The sequence below is a fragment of the Rhodococcus sp. 06-470-2 genome, from assembly GCF_002258235.1.
In the GTDB taxonomy this organism is placed as follows: domain Bacteria; phylum Actinomycetota; class Actinomycetes; order Mycobacteriales; family Mycobacteriaceae; genus Rhodococcoides.
Window position 1 is genome coordinate 26,681 of sequence record NZ_NOYB01000015.1, and the last position, 15,757, is coordinate 42,437.

General features: G+C 65.9%; 14 protein-coding genes. 3 read left to right on the forward strand and 11 right to left on the reverse strand.

Features of this window, described 5'->3' with window-relative positions; all coding sequences use genetic code 11:
- Positions 1-4: 4 nt before the first annotated feature.
- Positions 5-1,789, forward strand: coding sequence for an NTP transferase domain-containing protein (locus CH276_RS08615; RefSeq protein ID WP_094632491.1), 1,785 nt, complete (start codon positions 5-7; stop codon positions 1,787-1,789).
- Here the strand turns inward: CH276_RS08615 and CH276_RS08620 are convergent.
- From CH276_RS08620 to CH276_RS08645, 6 genes are all read right to left on the reverse strand, one after another.
- Positions 1,743-2,471: a sirohydrochlorin chelatase gene (locus tag CH276_RS08620; protein ID WP_094632493.1), complete on the reverse strand. Its 729-nt coding sequence runs from the start codon at positions 2,469-2,471 to the stop codon at positions 1,743-1,745. The two genes, CH276_RS08615 and CH276_RS08620, sit on opposite strands and share 47 nt — an antisense overlap.
- Positions 2,471-3,676: a uroporphyrinogen-III synthase gene (locus CH276_RS08625; RefSeq protein WP_094632495.1), complete on the reverse strand. Its 1,206-nt coding sequence runs from the start codon at positions 3,674-3,676 to the stop codon at positions 2,471-2,473. Before CH276_RS08625 ends, CH276_RS08620 begins: the two co-directional genes overlap by 1 nt.
- Entirely contained in the window at positions 3,673-4,065 is a 393-nt protein-coding gene (nirD, locus tag CH276_RS08630) for a nitrite reductase small subunit NirD (protein ID WP_032398305.1), read from the reverse strand. Before nirD ends, CH276_RS08625 begins: the two co-directional genes overlap by 4 nt.
- Positions 4,066-4,186: 121 nt before the next feature.
- Complete coding sequence (gene nirB, locus CH276_RS08635) at positions 4,187-6,682, reverse strand: nitrite reductase large subunit NirB (RefSeq protein WP_094632497.1); 2,496 nt, start codon at positions 6,680-6,682, stop codon at positions 4,187-4,189.
- 61 nt (positions 6,683-6,743) lie between these two features.
- Positions 6,744-8,147, reverse strand: coding sequence for a nitrate/nitrite transporter (locus tag CH276_RS08640; protein ID WP_052050432.1), 1,404 nt, complete (start codon positions 8,145-8,147; stop codon positions 6,744-6,746).
- A 224-nt stretch (positions 8,148-8,371) separates the two neighbouring features.
- Positions 8,372-9,613, reverse strand: coding sequence for an MFS transporter (locus CH276_RS08645; protein WP_045199967.1), 1,242 nt, complete (start codon positions 9,611-9,613; stop codon positions 8,372-8,374).
- Between the two features lie 81 nt (positions 9,614-9,694).
- Here CH276_RS08645 and CH276_RS08650 point away from each other — a divergent pair, with 81 nt between their 5' ends.
- Positions 9,695-10,405: a FadR/GntR family transcriptional regulator gene (locus CH276_RS08650; protein ID WP_032397682.1), complete on the forward strand. Its 711-nt coding sequence runs from the start codon at positions 9,695-9,697 to the stop codon at positions 10,403-10,405.
- On the opposite strand, the gene CH276_RS08655 is transcribed toward CH276_RS08650, so the two are convergent.
- The 3 genes from CH276_RS08655 to CH276_RS08665 form a co-directional block, all read right to left on the reverse strand.
- Positions 10,395-11,249 (reverse strand): TIGR02569 family protein, encoded by an 855-nt coding sequence (locus CH276_RS08655; protein ID WP_032398302.1) that lies wholly within the window; start codon positions 11,247-11,249, stop codon positions 10,395-10,397. The genes CH276_RS08650 and CH276_RS08655 overlap by 11 nt on opposite strands.
- 58 nt (positions 11,250-11,307) lie before the next feature.
- Positions 11,308-12,474, reverse strand: a complete 1,167-nt coding sequence (moeZ, locus tag CH276_RS08660) for an adenylyltransferase/sulfurtransferase MoeZ (RefSeq protein ID WP_094632499.1) — start codon at positions 12,472-12,474, stop codon at positions 11,308-11,310.
- Positions 12,475-12,567: 93 nt separating this feature from the next.
- The gene (locus CH276_RS08665) at positions 12,568-13,647 is read right to left on the reverse strand and encodes a DUF3152 domain-containing protein (protein WP_176459170.1); all 1,080 of its coding nucleotides are present in this window, start codon (positions 13,645-13,647) and stop codon (positions 12,568-12,570) included.
- A 300-nt stretch (positions 13,648-13,947) separates the two neighbouring features.
- On the opposite strand from CH276_RS08665, the gene CH276_RS08670 reads away from it, so the two are divergent.
- Positions 13,948-14,601: a TetR/AcrR family transcriptional regulator gene (locus CH276_RS08670; RefSeq protein ID WP_032397680.1), complete on the forward strand. Its 654-nt coding sequence runs from the start codon at positions 13,948-13,950 to the stop codon at positions 14,599-14,601.
- A gap of 72 nt (positions 14,602-14,673) precedes the next feature.
- Here CH276_RS08670 and CH276_RS08675 read toward each other — a convergent pair whose 3' ends face one another.
- Both CH276_RS08675 and CH276_RS08680 read right to left on the reverse strand, forming a co-directional pair.
- Positions 14,674-14,901: a DUF3107 domain-containing protein gene (locus CH276_RS08675; RefSeq protein ID WP_032397679.1), complete on the reverse strand. Its 228-nt coding sequence runs from the start codon at positions 14,899-14,901 to the stop codon at positions 14,674-14,676.
- A gap of 106 nt (positions 14,902-15,007) precedes the next feature.
- The gene (locus CH276_RS08680) at positions 15,008-15,739 is read right to left on the reverse strand and encodes a ferritin-like fold-containing protein (protein WP_032397678.1); all 732 of its coding nucleotides are present in this window, start codon (positions 15,737-15,739) and stop codon (positions 15,008-15,010) included.
- Between the last annotated feature and the right edge of the window lie 18 nt (positions 15,740-15,757).

The following is a 15,757-nucleotide window of genomic DNA, read 5'->3' on the forward strand; positions in this document are numbered from 1 at the left end:
CACCGTGACACGGCCGGTCTGCGACGCGATCGTTCTCGCCGGCGGCCGAGGGTCGAGGATGGCAGATCCCGAGCACCCCGCTGCGTCGGAGGGGGTCGACAAGCCTGCCATGACCGTCGGCGGACGTCGCATGGTCGACATCGCCGTGGACGCGGTATCGAGCTGTCGCAGAACGGTTCTCGTGGGTCCGCTCCGAACCGGAGTGCCCGAGCACGTGGTGCAGACTCGCGAGACGCCGGCAGGCGGTGGGCCCGTCGCCGCCCTCGCCGCCGGACTGAAGTCACTCGGTTCCGCAGATTCGGAGGGCACCGCAGATCTGGTGGTGGTCGTTGCGTCGGATCTGCCCTTTCTCGACGCCGCGGCGGTCGAATCGCTGATCGGTTCCATATCCCACTCGCGCACCGACGCCGTCTTCGCCCGCGACGGTCACGGCCGCACCCAGTTCCTGCTCGGCATCTGGCAAATGTCTGCCTTGCGCTCTGCTGTGGCACAGCTGGATTCGGTGGACGGCGCACCGATGCGCAGAATCGTTCCCGCGGAACACACGGTCATCCCGATGTCCGGCATCGAGGACTGCGATACCCGTTCCGATCTGCTCGCGGCCCGCCGCGCCGCGCAGCTGCCCGAGACGTTGGAGGTCGGCGACGCGCTCGGGCAAATTCGGAGTCGACTCGCTCCCCTGCCGGTCCATCGAGTCATGGTGCGGGACAGTGTCGGAACCGTTCTCGCGGAACCACTCGTGTCCCGGACCGCATTGCCAGCAGTCGACATCTCCGCGATGGACGGCTACGCCGTCTGCGGCACCGAACCCTGGACGCTGCGGTCCGACATCGCGTACGCCGGAAGCTCGAACATCGCCGAACTCACCGACGGTACGGCGGTGCGCATAGCGACCGGAGCCGCGCTTCCGCCCGGAGCGACGTCGGTGGTTCGCGACGAACACGTGATCCGCGAGCCCGACGGGTCCGCTCGGCGAATGCCGACGGCCCCGCAGTCGGACGACACGCGTCGACGCGGCGAGGACTGGCTGCCCGGCACAGAACTCGCCGCAGCAGGCACCCCGATCGATGCCGCGGTACGGTCGCTCGCCGCCAGCGCCGAGGTGTTCGAGATGGCGGTTCGAGGCCCGGCCCGCGGGCGAGTTGTCATCAGCGGCAACGAGATTCGATCCATCGGACCACTCGCCCCCGGCGAGACGAGGGACGTTCTCGGATCGGTACTGCCGGAGTACCTGGCACACTGCGGTATCACCGTCGTCGATGTGACGCTGCTCGACGATACCGCGACGGGGTTTCGAGACGTGCTGACCCGCACCGAGGACGTGGACGTGATCATCGTCGTCGGGGCAACCGGAGGCGGGGCCGCCGATCAGCTCCGCACGACCCTCGTCGGCCTCGATGCGGAGACCGTCGTCGGGCGAATGCGGATGCGTCCCGGGGGTTCTCAGATCACCGCGGCGCTGCCCGACGGCACGGTGGTGCTCGGCCTACCCGGCAACCCGCTCGCCGCCGTCGGCACCGCGATGCTCACCGCACCCGCCATCGTCGACGCCCTGACCGGGAGGACGGTGCGCCCATCGCGGATCGGCCTGTTGACCAATGCCGCCGAGGTTCGGTCCTCGACTCCTCGCATCGTCCCGGTCACCGCGGACGGCACGCGGTGGCGAGCAGATACCCAGGTCCGCACGGCACATCTGGCTCACCTCGTCGGCCGCGACGCACTGGCGGTGATCCCGGCCGAGGTCAGCGCCGACGAGCCGGTGACAATTCTTCCGTTACCGCACCACTAGATTCACCGAGAGAGCGAACACCCTCGCGGTAGCGCGCGACCACGAGATCGACGATCGCGGCATGCACTCCGAGCGGTTCACCGACGCCGTCGGCACCGACGTCGGCCAAACGGGTGTGAAAGAGCCCGCGCGCCAACAGATACGACGCCACGAACACCCGCGCATGCCCGTCGTCACGCAGAGTCGACACCGCGTCGGACACGGTGGGGGTACTGGTGGCGACGTAGCCGATGCGGACCGGAACCCGGGCGACGTCGGTCAGCATCGCTGCCGCGCGCCGATGTTCCTCCAACGCACGAGCGTCCGACGATCCTGCGGCAGCGAGCACGATACTGTCACCCGCCTGCCAACCTGCATCACGCAGTCGGTCGACCATGACCTCGGCCAGCACGTGGTCGGGTCCGAGAGCGCGGGTGACCGCGACCGAGGTGTGAGCGCTGTCGGCGATCTCTCGCGGCACATCGGTGTGCACGTGGTAGCCGGACGCAAGGAAAGCCGGAACCACCACCGCCGACTCGGCGGTGTCGCGCAGCACCTCGGCCGGAGACGGCCCGAGAACGTCGACGAACGCCACGCGCGTGGTACCGATCTGCGTCGACACGGCATCGGCGAGTGCGGCGATCATCTCGACACCACGGGGGTTTCGGGTGCCGTGTGCAACCAACACCAGAGTGGGTGTCATCAGTACTTCCCTCCTTCGACGACGGCCGAACGCGAGGCCGATTCGTCGGAGTCGCAGTCCGTTTCGGTCTCGATGTGATCGAGTGCGATGCGATAGCCACGCTTGACCACGGTCTGGATCGCCTTCGGCGCGCCCAGCGAGGATCTGAGTCTGGTCATCGCGGTTTCCACCGCATGGGTGTCGCCGCCTCCGCCGGGCAGTGACGCCAACAGGTCCTCGCGGGAGACGACGCGTCCGGGATTGCGGGCCAACGTCTTCATCAGCGCCATGCCTGCCGGCGACACCGGTCGAACTTCGCCGTCGACCACCACGCACTTACCGCGGACGCTGACCACGTGTCCGCCAGCGTGCAGCCGGCCGGTTCGCCTCGGCAGCTCCTCGGCGATGTGCCGCGCGAGTGCCCCCAGACGCGCCCGTGCGGGCTGGGTGGTGGCCACGTTCAGTTGTTCCAGGGGCGCGGCCGTGACCGGCCCGACACAGGCCGCCAGCACCCTCGATCTCATCGATTGCAGCAGGGGTTCGAGCACGCCGTTCTCGTCGGCGCGCATCAGCATCGACGCCACCGCCGGTGCCGAGGTGAAGCTGAGGGCATCGAGCTCGCCGACGACGACGGCTTCGATCATCCGGTCCATCGGGCTCTGGTCGTCGGGCGCCGTCCAGCGGTACACCGGCACCGGAACCACTTCGGCCCCTGCGCAGCGCAACACCTCGCAGAAGTCGGGGACCGGCTCCCATTCGGTGGTCGCGCCGTGCAGCTGCACCGCGACGCGTTTACCCTCCACCCCTTCGGCGAGCAGATGTTCGAGTACCTCCGCCGAGGACTCCGAGGCGGGCGACCATTCCTCGCGCAGATCGGCCGCTCGAATGGCACCCTTCGCCTTCGGCCCACGAGCCAGCAGGCGTGACGCGCCGAGTGCGCGCCCCAGTTCTTCGGCCTGCCCCCACCCGTCCGCTGCCTCGATCCAGCCACGAAAGCCGATTCCTGTTGTGGCAACGGTGATCTCGGGCGGATCAGCGATGACGGCGGCGGTGACGCGTTCGAGTTCGGCGTCGTCGGCCAAAGGGATGATGCGGATTGCAGGTGCATGCATCACGGTGGCACCGCGCCGCTCGAGCAGAGTCGCGAACTCCTCGGCCCGACGCGACGCCGTGATTCCGACCGTGAACCCGGCCAGAGGCAGTGCTGCCCCGGCGATTTCGCTCACGTAGATCCGCCGCGGACGAGCACGACGCCTTCGACACAGGAGACCTCGAAGGATCCGAGGGTGACCTGCGGGTCGTCGAGGCAGCGCCCGTCGGCCAGGGAGAAGACCTGCTTGAGCAACGGCGACGCGACGGTGGGTTCGCCTCCGCGGTCTCCCACCAGTCCGCGTGACATCACTGCTGCGTGTCCGTACGGATCGATGTTGCCCACCGCGAACAGTCGTCCGTCGTCGAGCAGGAACAGCGCCGCCTGGGTGCCACCTCGCAGGAGCACCGCCACTCCGCGCCCCGGAATCAGTGCGTCGAGTGTGCAGGCCGGGGTCCAATCACGAGCGATGCCGTTCGGTACCGCTGTTGGTGACTTCACTGTTGATGAATCGATGACAGTCATGGCGCACCTCCTGATCAGCTATTCCACGTTGCTTGTGTTTCTGGCCCGTTAAGTCGCGATTACTCGTCTGTGCACATGCACTCAGTCTCGTGACCTGCCGGTTGTCAGCTCCTTCGGCGGTTCACGCGCCGATGCGCGGCATTCCCATCAGCACGGGTACCTTGCGTGCCCCGGACTCGTCGAACGCGATGGTGGGGTCCGCCTCGTCCGGGGCGTTGACGAAGGAGACGAATCGACCGAGTTTCTCGTCGTCTTCGAGCACACCCGCCCACTCGTCCTTGTACCCGGCGACGTGGCGTTCCATGTCGGCCTCCAGCTCCGCACCGATGCCGAGGCTGTCGTCGCACACGACTGCTCTGAGGTGGTCGAGGCCTCCATCGAGCGACTCGAGCCACGGCGCTGTGCGCTGCAACCGATCGGCCGTACGCACGTAGAACATGAGGTAGCGGTCGATGTAGCTGACCAGGGTGGCATCGTCGAGGTTCGAGGCCAGCAGCTGAGCGTGCTTGGGTGACTGACCGCCGTTCCCGCCCACGTACAGATTCCAGCCGCCCTCCGTCGCGATGATCCCGACGTCCTTGCCCCGAGCTTCGGCGCATTCGCGCGCGCAGCCCGAGACACCGAACTTGATCTTGTGCGGCGATCGCAGGCCCCGGTAGCGGTTCTCGAGATCGACGGCCATTCCCACCGAGTCCTGGACGCCGTAGCGGCACCAACTGGAGCCGACGCAGCTCTTGACCGTCCGCAGCGACTTTCCGTACGCCTGGCCCGATTCCATACCGGCGTCGACGAGGCGCTTCCAGATCGCCGGTAGCTGCTCGACGCGGGCACCGAACATGTCGATGCGCTGGCCTCCGGTCACCTTGGTGTACAGCCCGAAATCGCGGGCCACCTCACCGATGACGATGAGCTGCTCGGGCGTGCACTCGCCTCCTGGCATCCGGGGCACCACCGAGTACGTGCCGTTCTTCTGAATGTTGGCCAGGAAGTGGTCGTTGGTGTCCTGCAGTGACGCCTGCTCGCCGTCGAGAATGTGATCCGAGGACGTCGACGCCAGAATCGATGCCACGACGGGCTTGCAGATGTCGCAGCCGGTTCCGGTGCCGTACTTGGTAATCAGCGACGAGAAGGTGCGGGTGTTCGTGGCCCGAACGATCTCGAACAGCTCGGCCCTGGACTGAGCGAAGTGCTCGCACAACGACTTCGAGAGCACCACCCCGGATGCTGCCAGCAACGACTTGATGGACGGCAGGCATCCACCGCAGGTAGTGCCCGCAGTGGTGCAGCTCTTCACGGCCGCCAGATCGCAGGCCCCGTCGGCGATCGCCGAGCAGATCGCCCCCTTGCTCACACCGTTGCACGAGCAGATCTCGGCGTCGTCGGGCAGCGCACCGATACCGACCTGTTCGGCTGCCGGTGAGATCAGGGCACCCGGGTCGCCGGGCAGTTCCCGTCCGACGAGCGGACGGAGCAGCGAGTAGGCGGAGGCATCGCCGACGAGGATGCCCCCGAGGAGAGTCTTCGCGTCGTCGGTCACGACGAGTTTGGCGTACGTGCCCTTGGGTGCATCGCTGAACACCACCTCGAGCGCACCGGGAGTGGCCGCCATGGCGTCGCCGAAACTCGCGACGTCGACGCCCATCAGCTTGAGCTTGGTGGACATGTCGGCACCCGGGAATTGCGCTGCGCCACCGAGCAATCGGTCGGCCACCACCTCCGCCGTCGAATATCCGGGAGCGACCAGGCCGTAGCACCGGCCCTCGACGGCGGCACATTCACCGATCGCGTAGACGGCCGGATCGGATGTACTGCAACCGATGTCGACCATGATGCCGCCGCGCTCACCGACCTCGAGGCCGCTCTCGCGTGCCAGTCGGTCCTGCGGACGAACACCGGCGGAGAAGACCAGCAGCGCGGCGTCGATGCTGCTGCCGTCGCTAAGTTCGACCGTCAGACCGGCGCTGTCGTTCTCGGAGATCGACGACGTGCCCACTCCCACATGTACGTTCAACCCGAGTTCGGTGACGAGGCGAGCCAACAGCGCGCCGCCGCCCTCGTCCACCTGCAACGGCATCAGCCGTGGAGCGAACTCGATGACGTGCGGGGTCATCCCCATCTTCTTCAACGCATTCGCCGCTTCGAGACCGAGGAGGCCACCGCCGACCACCACACCGACGGCTCCGGGGCCCGCGGCGTCGGCGCGAGCACGAATCCTGTCCAGATCGTCGAGGGTGCGGTAGACGAAGCACGCGGGCAGGTCGTGACCGGCGATCGGCGGGACGAACGGGTAGGACCCGGTGGCGAGGACGAGAGCGTCGTAGTCGACGGTGTCCCCGGCCGAGGTCACGACAGTGCGATGGTCACGGTCGATGCGCTCTGCACGTACTCCGGTGCGCATCTCGACGAGTGCGTCACCGGGATAGTCGTTGCCCGCCAGCGCGAGTTCCTTGTGGTCCCACGCACCGACGTAGGACGACAGTCCCACCCTGTCGTACGCCGCCAGTGCCTCCTCGCACAGGACCGTCACCTTCCACTCGGCCGCCTCGTCGCGCGCACGCAGCGCTTCGACGAATCGGTGTCCGACCATCCCGTGACCTACCACTACCGCGTTCTTCATTGCGGGTCCTTCCGATCTTCGTTGCCGTGCAGTGCGTTTCGTTCTTGCCGGTGCCGGAACCTCAGACGGCTACCGGAGCGTTCGCATCGGCGGAGTCGGTCTTGCGGAGGTAGATCGCCCAGGTGACGATCGCGCACACGACGTAGAAGCCGAGGAACACCCAGAACGCCGTCGTGGCGGACTTCGCGGTACCCGAGTACGACGCCCGCAGCACCAGGTTGATTCCGACGCCGCCGAGAGCGCCGATAGCACCGGCGATGCCGATGAGTGCGCCGGACATCTTGCGCGACCAGTGCTGCTGTTCGTCGGCCGTCATACCCTGCAGTGCAACCGATTTGGCTGCGAAAATCGCCGGGATCATCTTGTAGACCGATCCGTTTCCGATACCGGAGAGCAGGAAGAGTGCGATGAATCCGACGACGAAGAGCACCATCACCGTGCCGCTGGCCGCCCCTGGCGTCGAATCGTCCCAGGTACTGGCCGCGACCAGAATTCCGGTGGCGAACGTCATGGCCACGAACGTGTACAGGGTGATCTTGCCGCCACCGATCTTGTCGGCGAGCTTGCCGCCGAACGGACGCGACAGCGATCCCAGCAACGGTCCGATGAAGGCGATCTGAGCGGCCTGCAGCGATGCCTGCGCCTGCAGAGCAGGAGTCGAGGGGCCGCCGTCGGTGAGTCCGGCGAGGAAGTTGATCTGCAGTACCTGGCCGAACGCAAAGCTGAAGCCGATGAACGATCCGAACGTGCCGATGTACAGGAAGGCGATCCACCACGAGTCCGAGAACTTCAACACGTCGATCATGGAGCGGCCGTTGGTCTTCTGGTTGTCGAGGTTGTCCATGAACAACGCGGCACCGACGGCGGCCACCGCGATGAAGACGAGATAGACGGCGCACACGATCTCGGGAGCGGTGTTGCCGATGGTAGCGATGACCAGCAAGCCGATGAGCTGGATGACAGGCACACCGATGTTGCCACCGCCCGCGTTCAGGCCGAGCGCCCATCCCTTCTCGCGTTGAGGATAGAACGCGTTGATGTTCGTCATCGAGGATGCGAAGTTTCCGCCGCCGAGTCCGGCGAACGCCGCGACGATGATGTACGTGGTGTACGACGCCGGGTTGAGCATGAAGTACATCGTCAGCACGGTGGGGATCAGGAGCACCAGAGCACTGAAGATGGTCCAGTTACGCCCGCCGAACTTGGCCGTGGCGAAGGTGTAGGGAATCCGCAGGATCGCGCCCACGAGTGTGGGGACGGCCACCAGGAAGAACTTGCCCGCCGCGTCGATGCCGTAGACCGACATCGGCATGAACAGCACCATCACCGACCAGATCGACCAGATCGAGAATCCGACGTGCTCGGCGATGACCGACCAGATCAGATTGCGCTTGGCGATCTGCTTGCCACCTGCCTCCCAGGCCTCGACGTCCTCGGAATTCCAGTGCGCGATGTGATGGTTCACGGAGACGGGAACTGTTCCGGGTGGAACTGTCGCCGTGGTGGCTGAGCCGGCATCTGCCGAAGCGCTGCGAGAAAGGCTGGTCACGTGTGGCCTCCTGATCGGTGTGTGAACCGAACATAGGAAAGCCATGTTGCAGCGGCGCTGCGTGCGGTGACTCGCTGATTAACTCGGTCTCACGCGCCCACCGGCACCGTCGTGAGATGACGCGTCGACGTCGACGTGCGTCACCAGGTGTCTTCGAGCATCCGCGGTCGGCAGCACAGGAACCCTCCGACCAGCAGAACTGCCACGCATCCGGTGAGCAGTATCAACGGAAGTCCCCATCCACCGGACCGCGTGTGCAACAGCCCGAACAGAATCGGACCGGTCGACGACACCACGTAGCCCAACCCCTGGGTGAATCCCGACAGCGAGGACGAGCCCACCGCAGTGCGCGTCCTGAGGTTGATCAGCGTCAGCGACATCGGGAAGGTCATCGTGCCCAGCCCGACCAGACACACCCACAGGACCGTACCGGCCGTCGGCGACCAGTGCAGACCCGCGAAGCCGCCGAGATAACACGCCGCTGCGACCACCACGATGCCGTACGGGTTGCGCACCCGCGCGCAGAGAGTGGGTGCGGCCAGCGACGTGATCAGGCCCATCGCCCCGAATGCGGCCACCGACGCACCCGCAAGGGCTTCGCCGATACCCGCATCGATCAACAGCGTCGGCAGCCACGTCAGCATCGCATAGGTGATCGTGGACGTCATCGCGAACATCAGGACCATCCCCCACGCCAGCGAGGACCGGTGGATTCGGCCGCTCGGCTCCACGTGCACCGCGTCCGATCCGGCCTCGGCCGTCACATCCTTCTCGTCGTGGCCGCGTCGGGCCACCACGACACCGAGCCACGGCAGTGCTGCGGCCAGGCCGACGACCGCCCAGATTCCGATGGACAGCCGCCACCCGTGGGCGTCGGCGACGGGGACCGCCAGCAGAGGCGGCACCATGGTGCTGACCTGCAGGGCGCAGATGTAGATGGTGCTCACCACGGCGAGCCGGTCGGAGAAGTAGCGTTTGACCAGCGGCGGGATGACGACATTGCCGATGCCCATGCCTGCGAGGGCGATCGCGGACAGCGCCAACAACGACGCGGTGTTCGGCGCGAACGCGCGGGTGGCCATACCGATGGTGGTCAGTGCCATGGCCAGCAGAGCGGCCCGCTCGAGCCCCGTGCGCTTGGCGAGAAACGGCGTTGCCAAACCGAACACTGCGAACATCGCGGGAGGCAACATGCCCACGATGCCGATCACCGTGGCACCGAACTCGAGGTCGGTGCCGATTCTGCCGAACAGCGGGCTGATCGAGGTCACGGCGGCGCGCAGAGTCAATGCGGAGAGAATGATCGCGGAGAAGACCAGAATTCGCCCGCGCAGGAGGGAGGTACCGACGATTCGGCCGGCGGGGACGGTGGGCGCACTCACCGCACAATCATAGGATGACCGGATCATTGGGTGCAAAGTACTACTATCGACGCTGCAATGTCCCCGGCATGAGGAGCCCACGTGCGGCAGGTCCAGCGATCGAGCCTGATATCCCAGGTGACAGCTGCACTGCGCGAGGAGATCACGTCGCAGCGATGGCCGGTGGGTACCCGGATTCCCACCGAACCCGAACTGTGCGAGATGACCGGTACCGGGCGCAACACCGTGCGCGAAGCAGTGCAGGCACTCGTCCATGCAGGCATGGTCGAACGCAGACAAGGTTCGGGCACCTTCGTCATGACGTGCTCCGACCTCGGCGGGACACTGGGTAAGTACTTCTCGGACGCCCGGCACCGCGACGTCACCGAGCTGCGCGAAACCCTGGAGGTCACTGCGGCAGCACTCGCAGCCGACCGACGCGACGACGCCGACATCCGCGCCATGCTGGGTGCGCTGGCCGATCGCAACGCCGCGTGGTCCGACGACACCCCGCTGGCCGATGCCGTTCGGATCGACGCACGGCTGCACCGCGCCATCGTCGCGGCCAGCCACAACGCCATCTATCTGGAGTTCTACGATTCGCTGCTGCCGGTTATCCACGACGCCATGCGACATCACGCGATCGAGCACGACGACGATTACATCGACGAACACACCGCACTCGTGGCGGCGGTCATCGACGGCGACGCAGCCCGTGCGATGCAGGCCGCCAGGTCACTGTTCCACGAACTCTCCGAATCGCCGGCTCGTGCGGTGGAACTATCAGCTCGCGCAGCGGATCTCACAGAATGAGGCGCACCAGATCTGCTGTTCGCGCCAAGCCCGGGAAGGCCTCCGACGTCGATCGCGGGTGAAGCGCGTGGACTGCGAGACGAAACATCAACGCACGCAACAGCATCTGCGGCCATTCCGGAAGATCGTCCCAGCGGCCGACCAGACCGTCGTCGGCGTCACCCCAGGAAAGTGCGTCCACCACGGCCACCCCGGCAGCCCAGGGCGCGGGACGCCAGTACGGGGTGATGTCGCTGATCCCGGGGGCCTCGCTTCCGGAGAACAGAACCGTTCCGAACAGATCGCCGTGCACCAACTGGTCGGGTGATTCGACGGGCTTGCGAAGTGTCGCAAGCTGTTTGACCAATTCCAGACTGCTCTTGCCGTCACTGGACGACGGCTCGGGTGCGCCTGCACCGCGGGCGGAGCGTAGCGGGACCGCCTCCCAGGCAGCCCTGTCGGCAGCCACGAACACGTCCACGTCGGCCCACGGGGCCACGGGAGGCTGAACCAGAAATCGGGGTCGCTCGAGTTGAGCGGTCGCCGCGTGCAACCGCATCGACAACGAGATCACCTCGTCGTGGCGGGGCTCCGGCTCGCCGGCGACGAACGTGTCTGCGCGCCAGCCCGACACGACGTATCGGCCGTCGGTCGAACGCACTGGACGGGCGAGACGAACCCCGTCGACGGTCAACGTCTCGCGTACCTTGGCCGACCACGCGGCTCGGGCATGGTCTGCCACCGGAGACAGGACGACATCACCCAGACGCCATCCACCGTCCCAGTCCGCACCGAGCGGTGCAGGCTCGACATCGCGCAGCCCGAACGTAGAGATCACGTGCTGAGGAGGTTCGACAGAGCTCACGAACGTCACGCTACCGTCGATCGCGGCACCACTGCGGACGACGCGCACACGGACCGCATCAGTACATGGGCAAACCGGGATCGATCTGCTTGGCCCACTCCACTATTCCGCCGTGCAGATGGGCGGCATCGGAGAAACCGGCACCGACGAGGGCCGAGAGCACCTCCGCGGACCTGATGCCGGTTTTGCAGTAGAGCACGATGGGAATGTGCTGCGGAAGCTCCGCCATCACCGCGCCCGACAGGATTCGATCCTTGGGAATCGAACGCGCACCGTCGATGCGGACGATGTCCCACTCCACCGGCTCGCGCACGTCGATGAGGGCGATCTCGCGTCCGGACTGCATCAGTGCGTGCAGCTCCGCCGGGGTGATCGATTCTCCGGTGGATTCGGTGGCCGGGACCACTCCGCAGAATGCCTCGTAATCGATCAGCTCGGTGATCGGCGTTCGATGCGGATCCCGAGTCAGGCCGACGGTTCGGTAGTTCATCGCCAGCGCGTCGTAGATCATCAATCGACCCAGTAACGTCTCGCCGATTCCGGTGATCAGCTTGATGGCCTCGGTCACCATGACCGACCCGATCGACGCACACAGCACCCCCAGCACCCCACCTTCGGCGCACGAGGGCACCATGCCCGGCGGCGGAGCCTCGGGGTACAGGTCGCGATAGTTGATGCCTGCGTCACCGGGCGCGGCGTCCCAGAACACCGACACCTGCCCCTCGAACCGGTAGATCGAACCCCACACGTACGGGATGCCGACCAGGGCGGCCGCGTCGTTGACCAGATATCGGGTGGCGAAATTGTCGGTCCCGTCGAGGACGAGGTCGTACTGCCGAAAGAGTTCGAGCGCGTTCGAGGAGTCGAGTCGAACACGGTGCAGCGCCACCTCGACGCCGTCGTTGAGTTCCAGAATCGAGTCCCTGGCGCTGTCGGCCTTCGGACGACCCACGTCGGATCGGCCGTGGATGATCTGCCGTTGCAGGTTCGACAGTTCGACATCGTCGAATTCCACGATGCCCAGGGTGCCGACACCGGCGGCTGCCAGGTAGAGCAGCGCGGGTGAACCGAGCCCCCCGGCACCGACGACGAGCACGCGTGCGTTGCGCAGTCGCTTCTGACCGTCCGTTCCTACATTGGGGATGATCAGGTGCCTGCTGTATCGGGCGACTTCCTCGGGAGTCAGTTCGCCCGCGGGTTCGACCAGAGGGGGGAGATGGACCACGACGCAGCGACGCTCCTCGACTCGACACGACGACCGAGTACCCGGCACGCCACGTTCGAATCTAATCCCCCGGCCCGTCCCGAACCCAGCCGATCAACCTCGGGGGTAGGGCCACGGGTTGAAACGGCACGTCTTGCCGTCCATCGGAACGACTCCCGCGGGGTCCAGTCGCGCGATGTCGTCGTTGGACGTCCCGAAAGTCTGCTGCATCATCACCGGAGCCAGCCCGCCGTCGGTCTCGCACGGTTGGTGCTGTTGGTAGCCGATCGCGTGGCCGACCTCGTGATTGATCTGGTACTGGCGGTACGAGCCGATGTCGCCCTGGAACGAGATCGCCCCACGCACCCACCTCGGCTCGTTCAGCACCACTCGCTCGATGCCGGGGTTGTAACAGGAGACCTCGAGCTGGATGTCGTAGCCACAGGCCTGGCGGATCGACAATTGCGACGTCAGCGAGATCCTGAAGTCGGGATCGCCCTGATCGATTCGACGGAATCCGAACCGTGGATCGTTCGTCCAACTCTTGGGGTTGGCGAGGGTCTGATCCACCAATCGGCCGAACGACTCGTCGCCGCCGAACCCGACCGTGTCCACGCCGTCCTCCACCTCGACCGTGTAGGTGAACACCCGCTCGGTCCCCTGACCCACCTGCTCGGTGGTGCCCGGCACGGTGTGCCACGTTCCGGCTCCCTGCACCGCGAACGGACCACCGTCGGGTAGTTCACCCGAGGAGATCGATTCCGCGAAGTTGCCGTCGGCCTGCGGCGGCACGCCGATGACTCCGGTGCCCGAGGTCGTGTCCGCACTCAGGGTGCCGAATCCGGGATCGACATTGGTGGACTGCGCGGCGGTGCCGGTGACGGGGTCACCGGTTCGCACGGCATCGAACACGACGAGCGCGGTCACCACGATCAGAATCGGAACCGCGTACGCCCGCCAGCCGTACGTGGACGCGAACTTTCCGAGCTTGCTCTGTTTCCTGATGTCGCGATCCGGTCTGGGACTGCGTTGCTTGACCTCGCGTTGCGTCGGGTCCCACTGCGCGCGGAGCGGTTGATGCGACCCACGACTTCCCACGGTGCGTGGGAAGTCGTCCGACCGATCGTCGTAGCTCTCGTCGACGCCGCCCGACTGCACACCACCGCGGATACGCGGCCCGCCTCGGTCAGTCACTCGATCACGATCTCACAATCCTCACCGCCCGCTGCTCGGCACGCCGATACCGGGAACGGAACTATCGGGTTTTCGGTACGAAAACATCGTACGAACAAACCGCTCGACATGATCCGGTATTGCCCACTTTTCGCAACGGTCCCCCAGGATCCCGTGAGTGCGGGCAGCCACGAGTATCGTTGCCCGTGATCTGCGCTACGAACGGTCCGAACCGACGGCCACCCGCCGGAAGTTCATGCCGGACCGTTCGTTGTCGAACCAAGACGAGCGCAGCTGTCGACGCGGATGGGAACATAATTGATGACAGATCTCGATGACCGGCGGTCTTCCGACCGGCCGGCCACCACCGGCAATCGCCGCGGCGCACGGTTGCCGCGCGATGCCCGTCGGGCGCAACTGCTCGCTGCTGCGAGCGAAATATTCGTGACCCGCGGATATCACGCATCCGGAATGGACGAGATCGCCGAATGCGCCGGTGTCAGCAAGCCGGTCCTGTACCAGCACTTCCCGGGAAAACTCGAGCTGTATCTGGCGGTGCTGCAGAGCTACGTGGACACCCTGATCGCGGGAGTCCGTCAGGCCCTGCGCTCGACCACGGACAACAGGCAGCGCGTTCGCGCCGCAGTGCTGGCGTTCTACGACTTCGTCGACACCGACACACAGGGCTTCCGCTTGGTCTTCGAGTCCGATCTGATGGGCGACCCGCAGGTCAATGCGCGCGTCGAGCAGGCGACGGAAGCCTGCGTAGACGCCGTCTTCGACCTGGTTGCTCACGACTCCGGACTCGATCCGTACCGGGCCCGCGTACTGGCTGTCGGCCTGGTCGGGGCCAGTCAGTTCACCGCTCGGTACTGGCTCGAAGCCGACCGGCCGATCTCCAAGGAAGACGCCGTCGACACCACGGTGTCGCTGGCCTGGGGCGGTCTGTCACACGTTCCCCTGCAGGCACCGTAGGGAACGGACCCACGAACGCAACACGCCCCTCACTCGATCCGAGTGAGGGGCGTGTTTTCGTTCCGCGCGGTCTCAGGCGGTCGCGAATCCGACCTTGCGAGCATCGGACGGACCGATCTCGACGTACGACACCTTGGAAGCCTGAATCAAGAACTTGCGTCCCTTCTCGTCCTCCAACGACAGCACTCCGTCCTTACCGGCGAAGGCGGTCGATACGAGCGCTTCGACCTCGGCCGGGGACTGCGTGCTGTTCACGACGAGCTCACGGGAACTCTCCGAAACACCGATCTTGACCTCCACGGTCAACCTCCGAACTCTCGACAACTCTGCTCACGCCAGGCTAGTGCAGAGGTGTCGCCCCGGATGCCCGACGCCCTGTGCTGTCAGCGAACAGCGCCCAGTGCGGTCAGTCCAGGCCGAGTGAGGACATCCGTTCCGCATGCTGTTCCTGCATGCGATCGAACAGTGCGACGACACCGTTGAGGTCTCCCGACGCGGTGATGACGAGATCGGTCAGCGACTCGCGGCGAGCGAGCACGAACTGCGCCTGGGTGATGGCCTCACCGAGGAGACGACGACCCCACAGCATCAGTCGTGCTTTGTCCTGCGAGCTGGCGCGAACCCGGTCGGAGACCTCGTGCACCACGAACTCCGAGTGTCCGGTCTCGGCGAGCACGTCTCGAACGATCTCGGCCACGGCCGGGTCGAGACTGTGCGCGATCTGCCGGTAGAAATCGGCCGCGATGCCGTCACCCACGTAGGCCTTGACCAACGACTCCAACCACGTCGACGGCGTCGTCGACTCGTGGTACTCGTCCAGAGCGCGAACGAACGGATCCATCGAGGCGTAGACATCGAGACCGCGATCCGACAGGGCTTTCTGCAACGTCTCGAAGTGGCTCATCTCCGCAGCCGCCATGCTCGCCAGCGCGACGCGACCCTCCATGGTCGGAGCCATTCGAGCGTCCTCCGCCAGGCGATAGAACGCAGAGATCTCGCCGTAGGCGAGCACCGCGAAAAGATCCGGAATGCCGGGGTGATCGTGCGCGATCGCCGGGTCGACCCGGTCCGTTTCCGGCGACTCGACGACGGTGGTGGGTGAAACTGCGGACGACGGCTCCGACGAATGGGCTCCCATGCGGCAATCGTAGTCCGG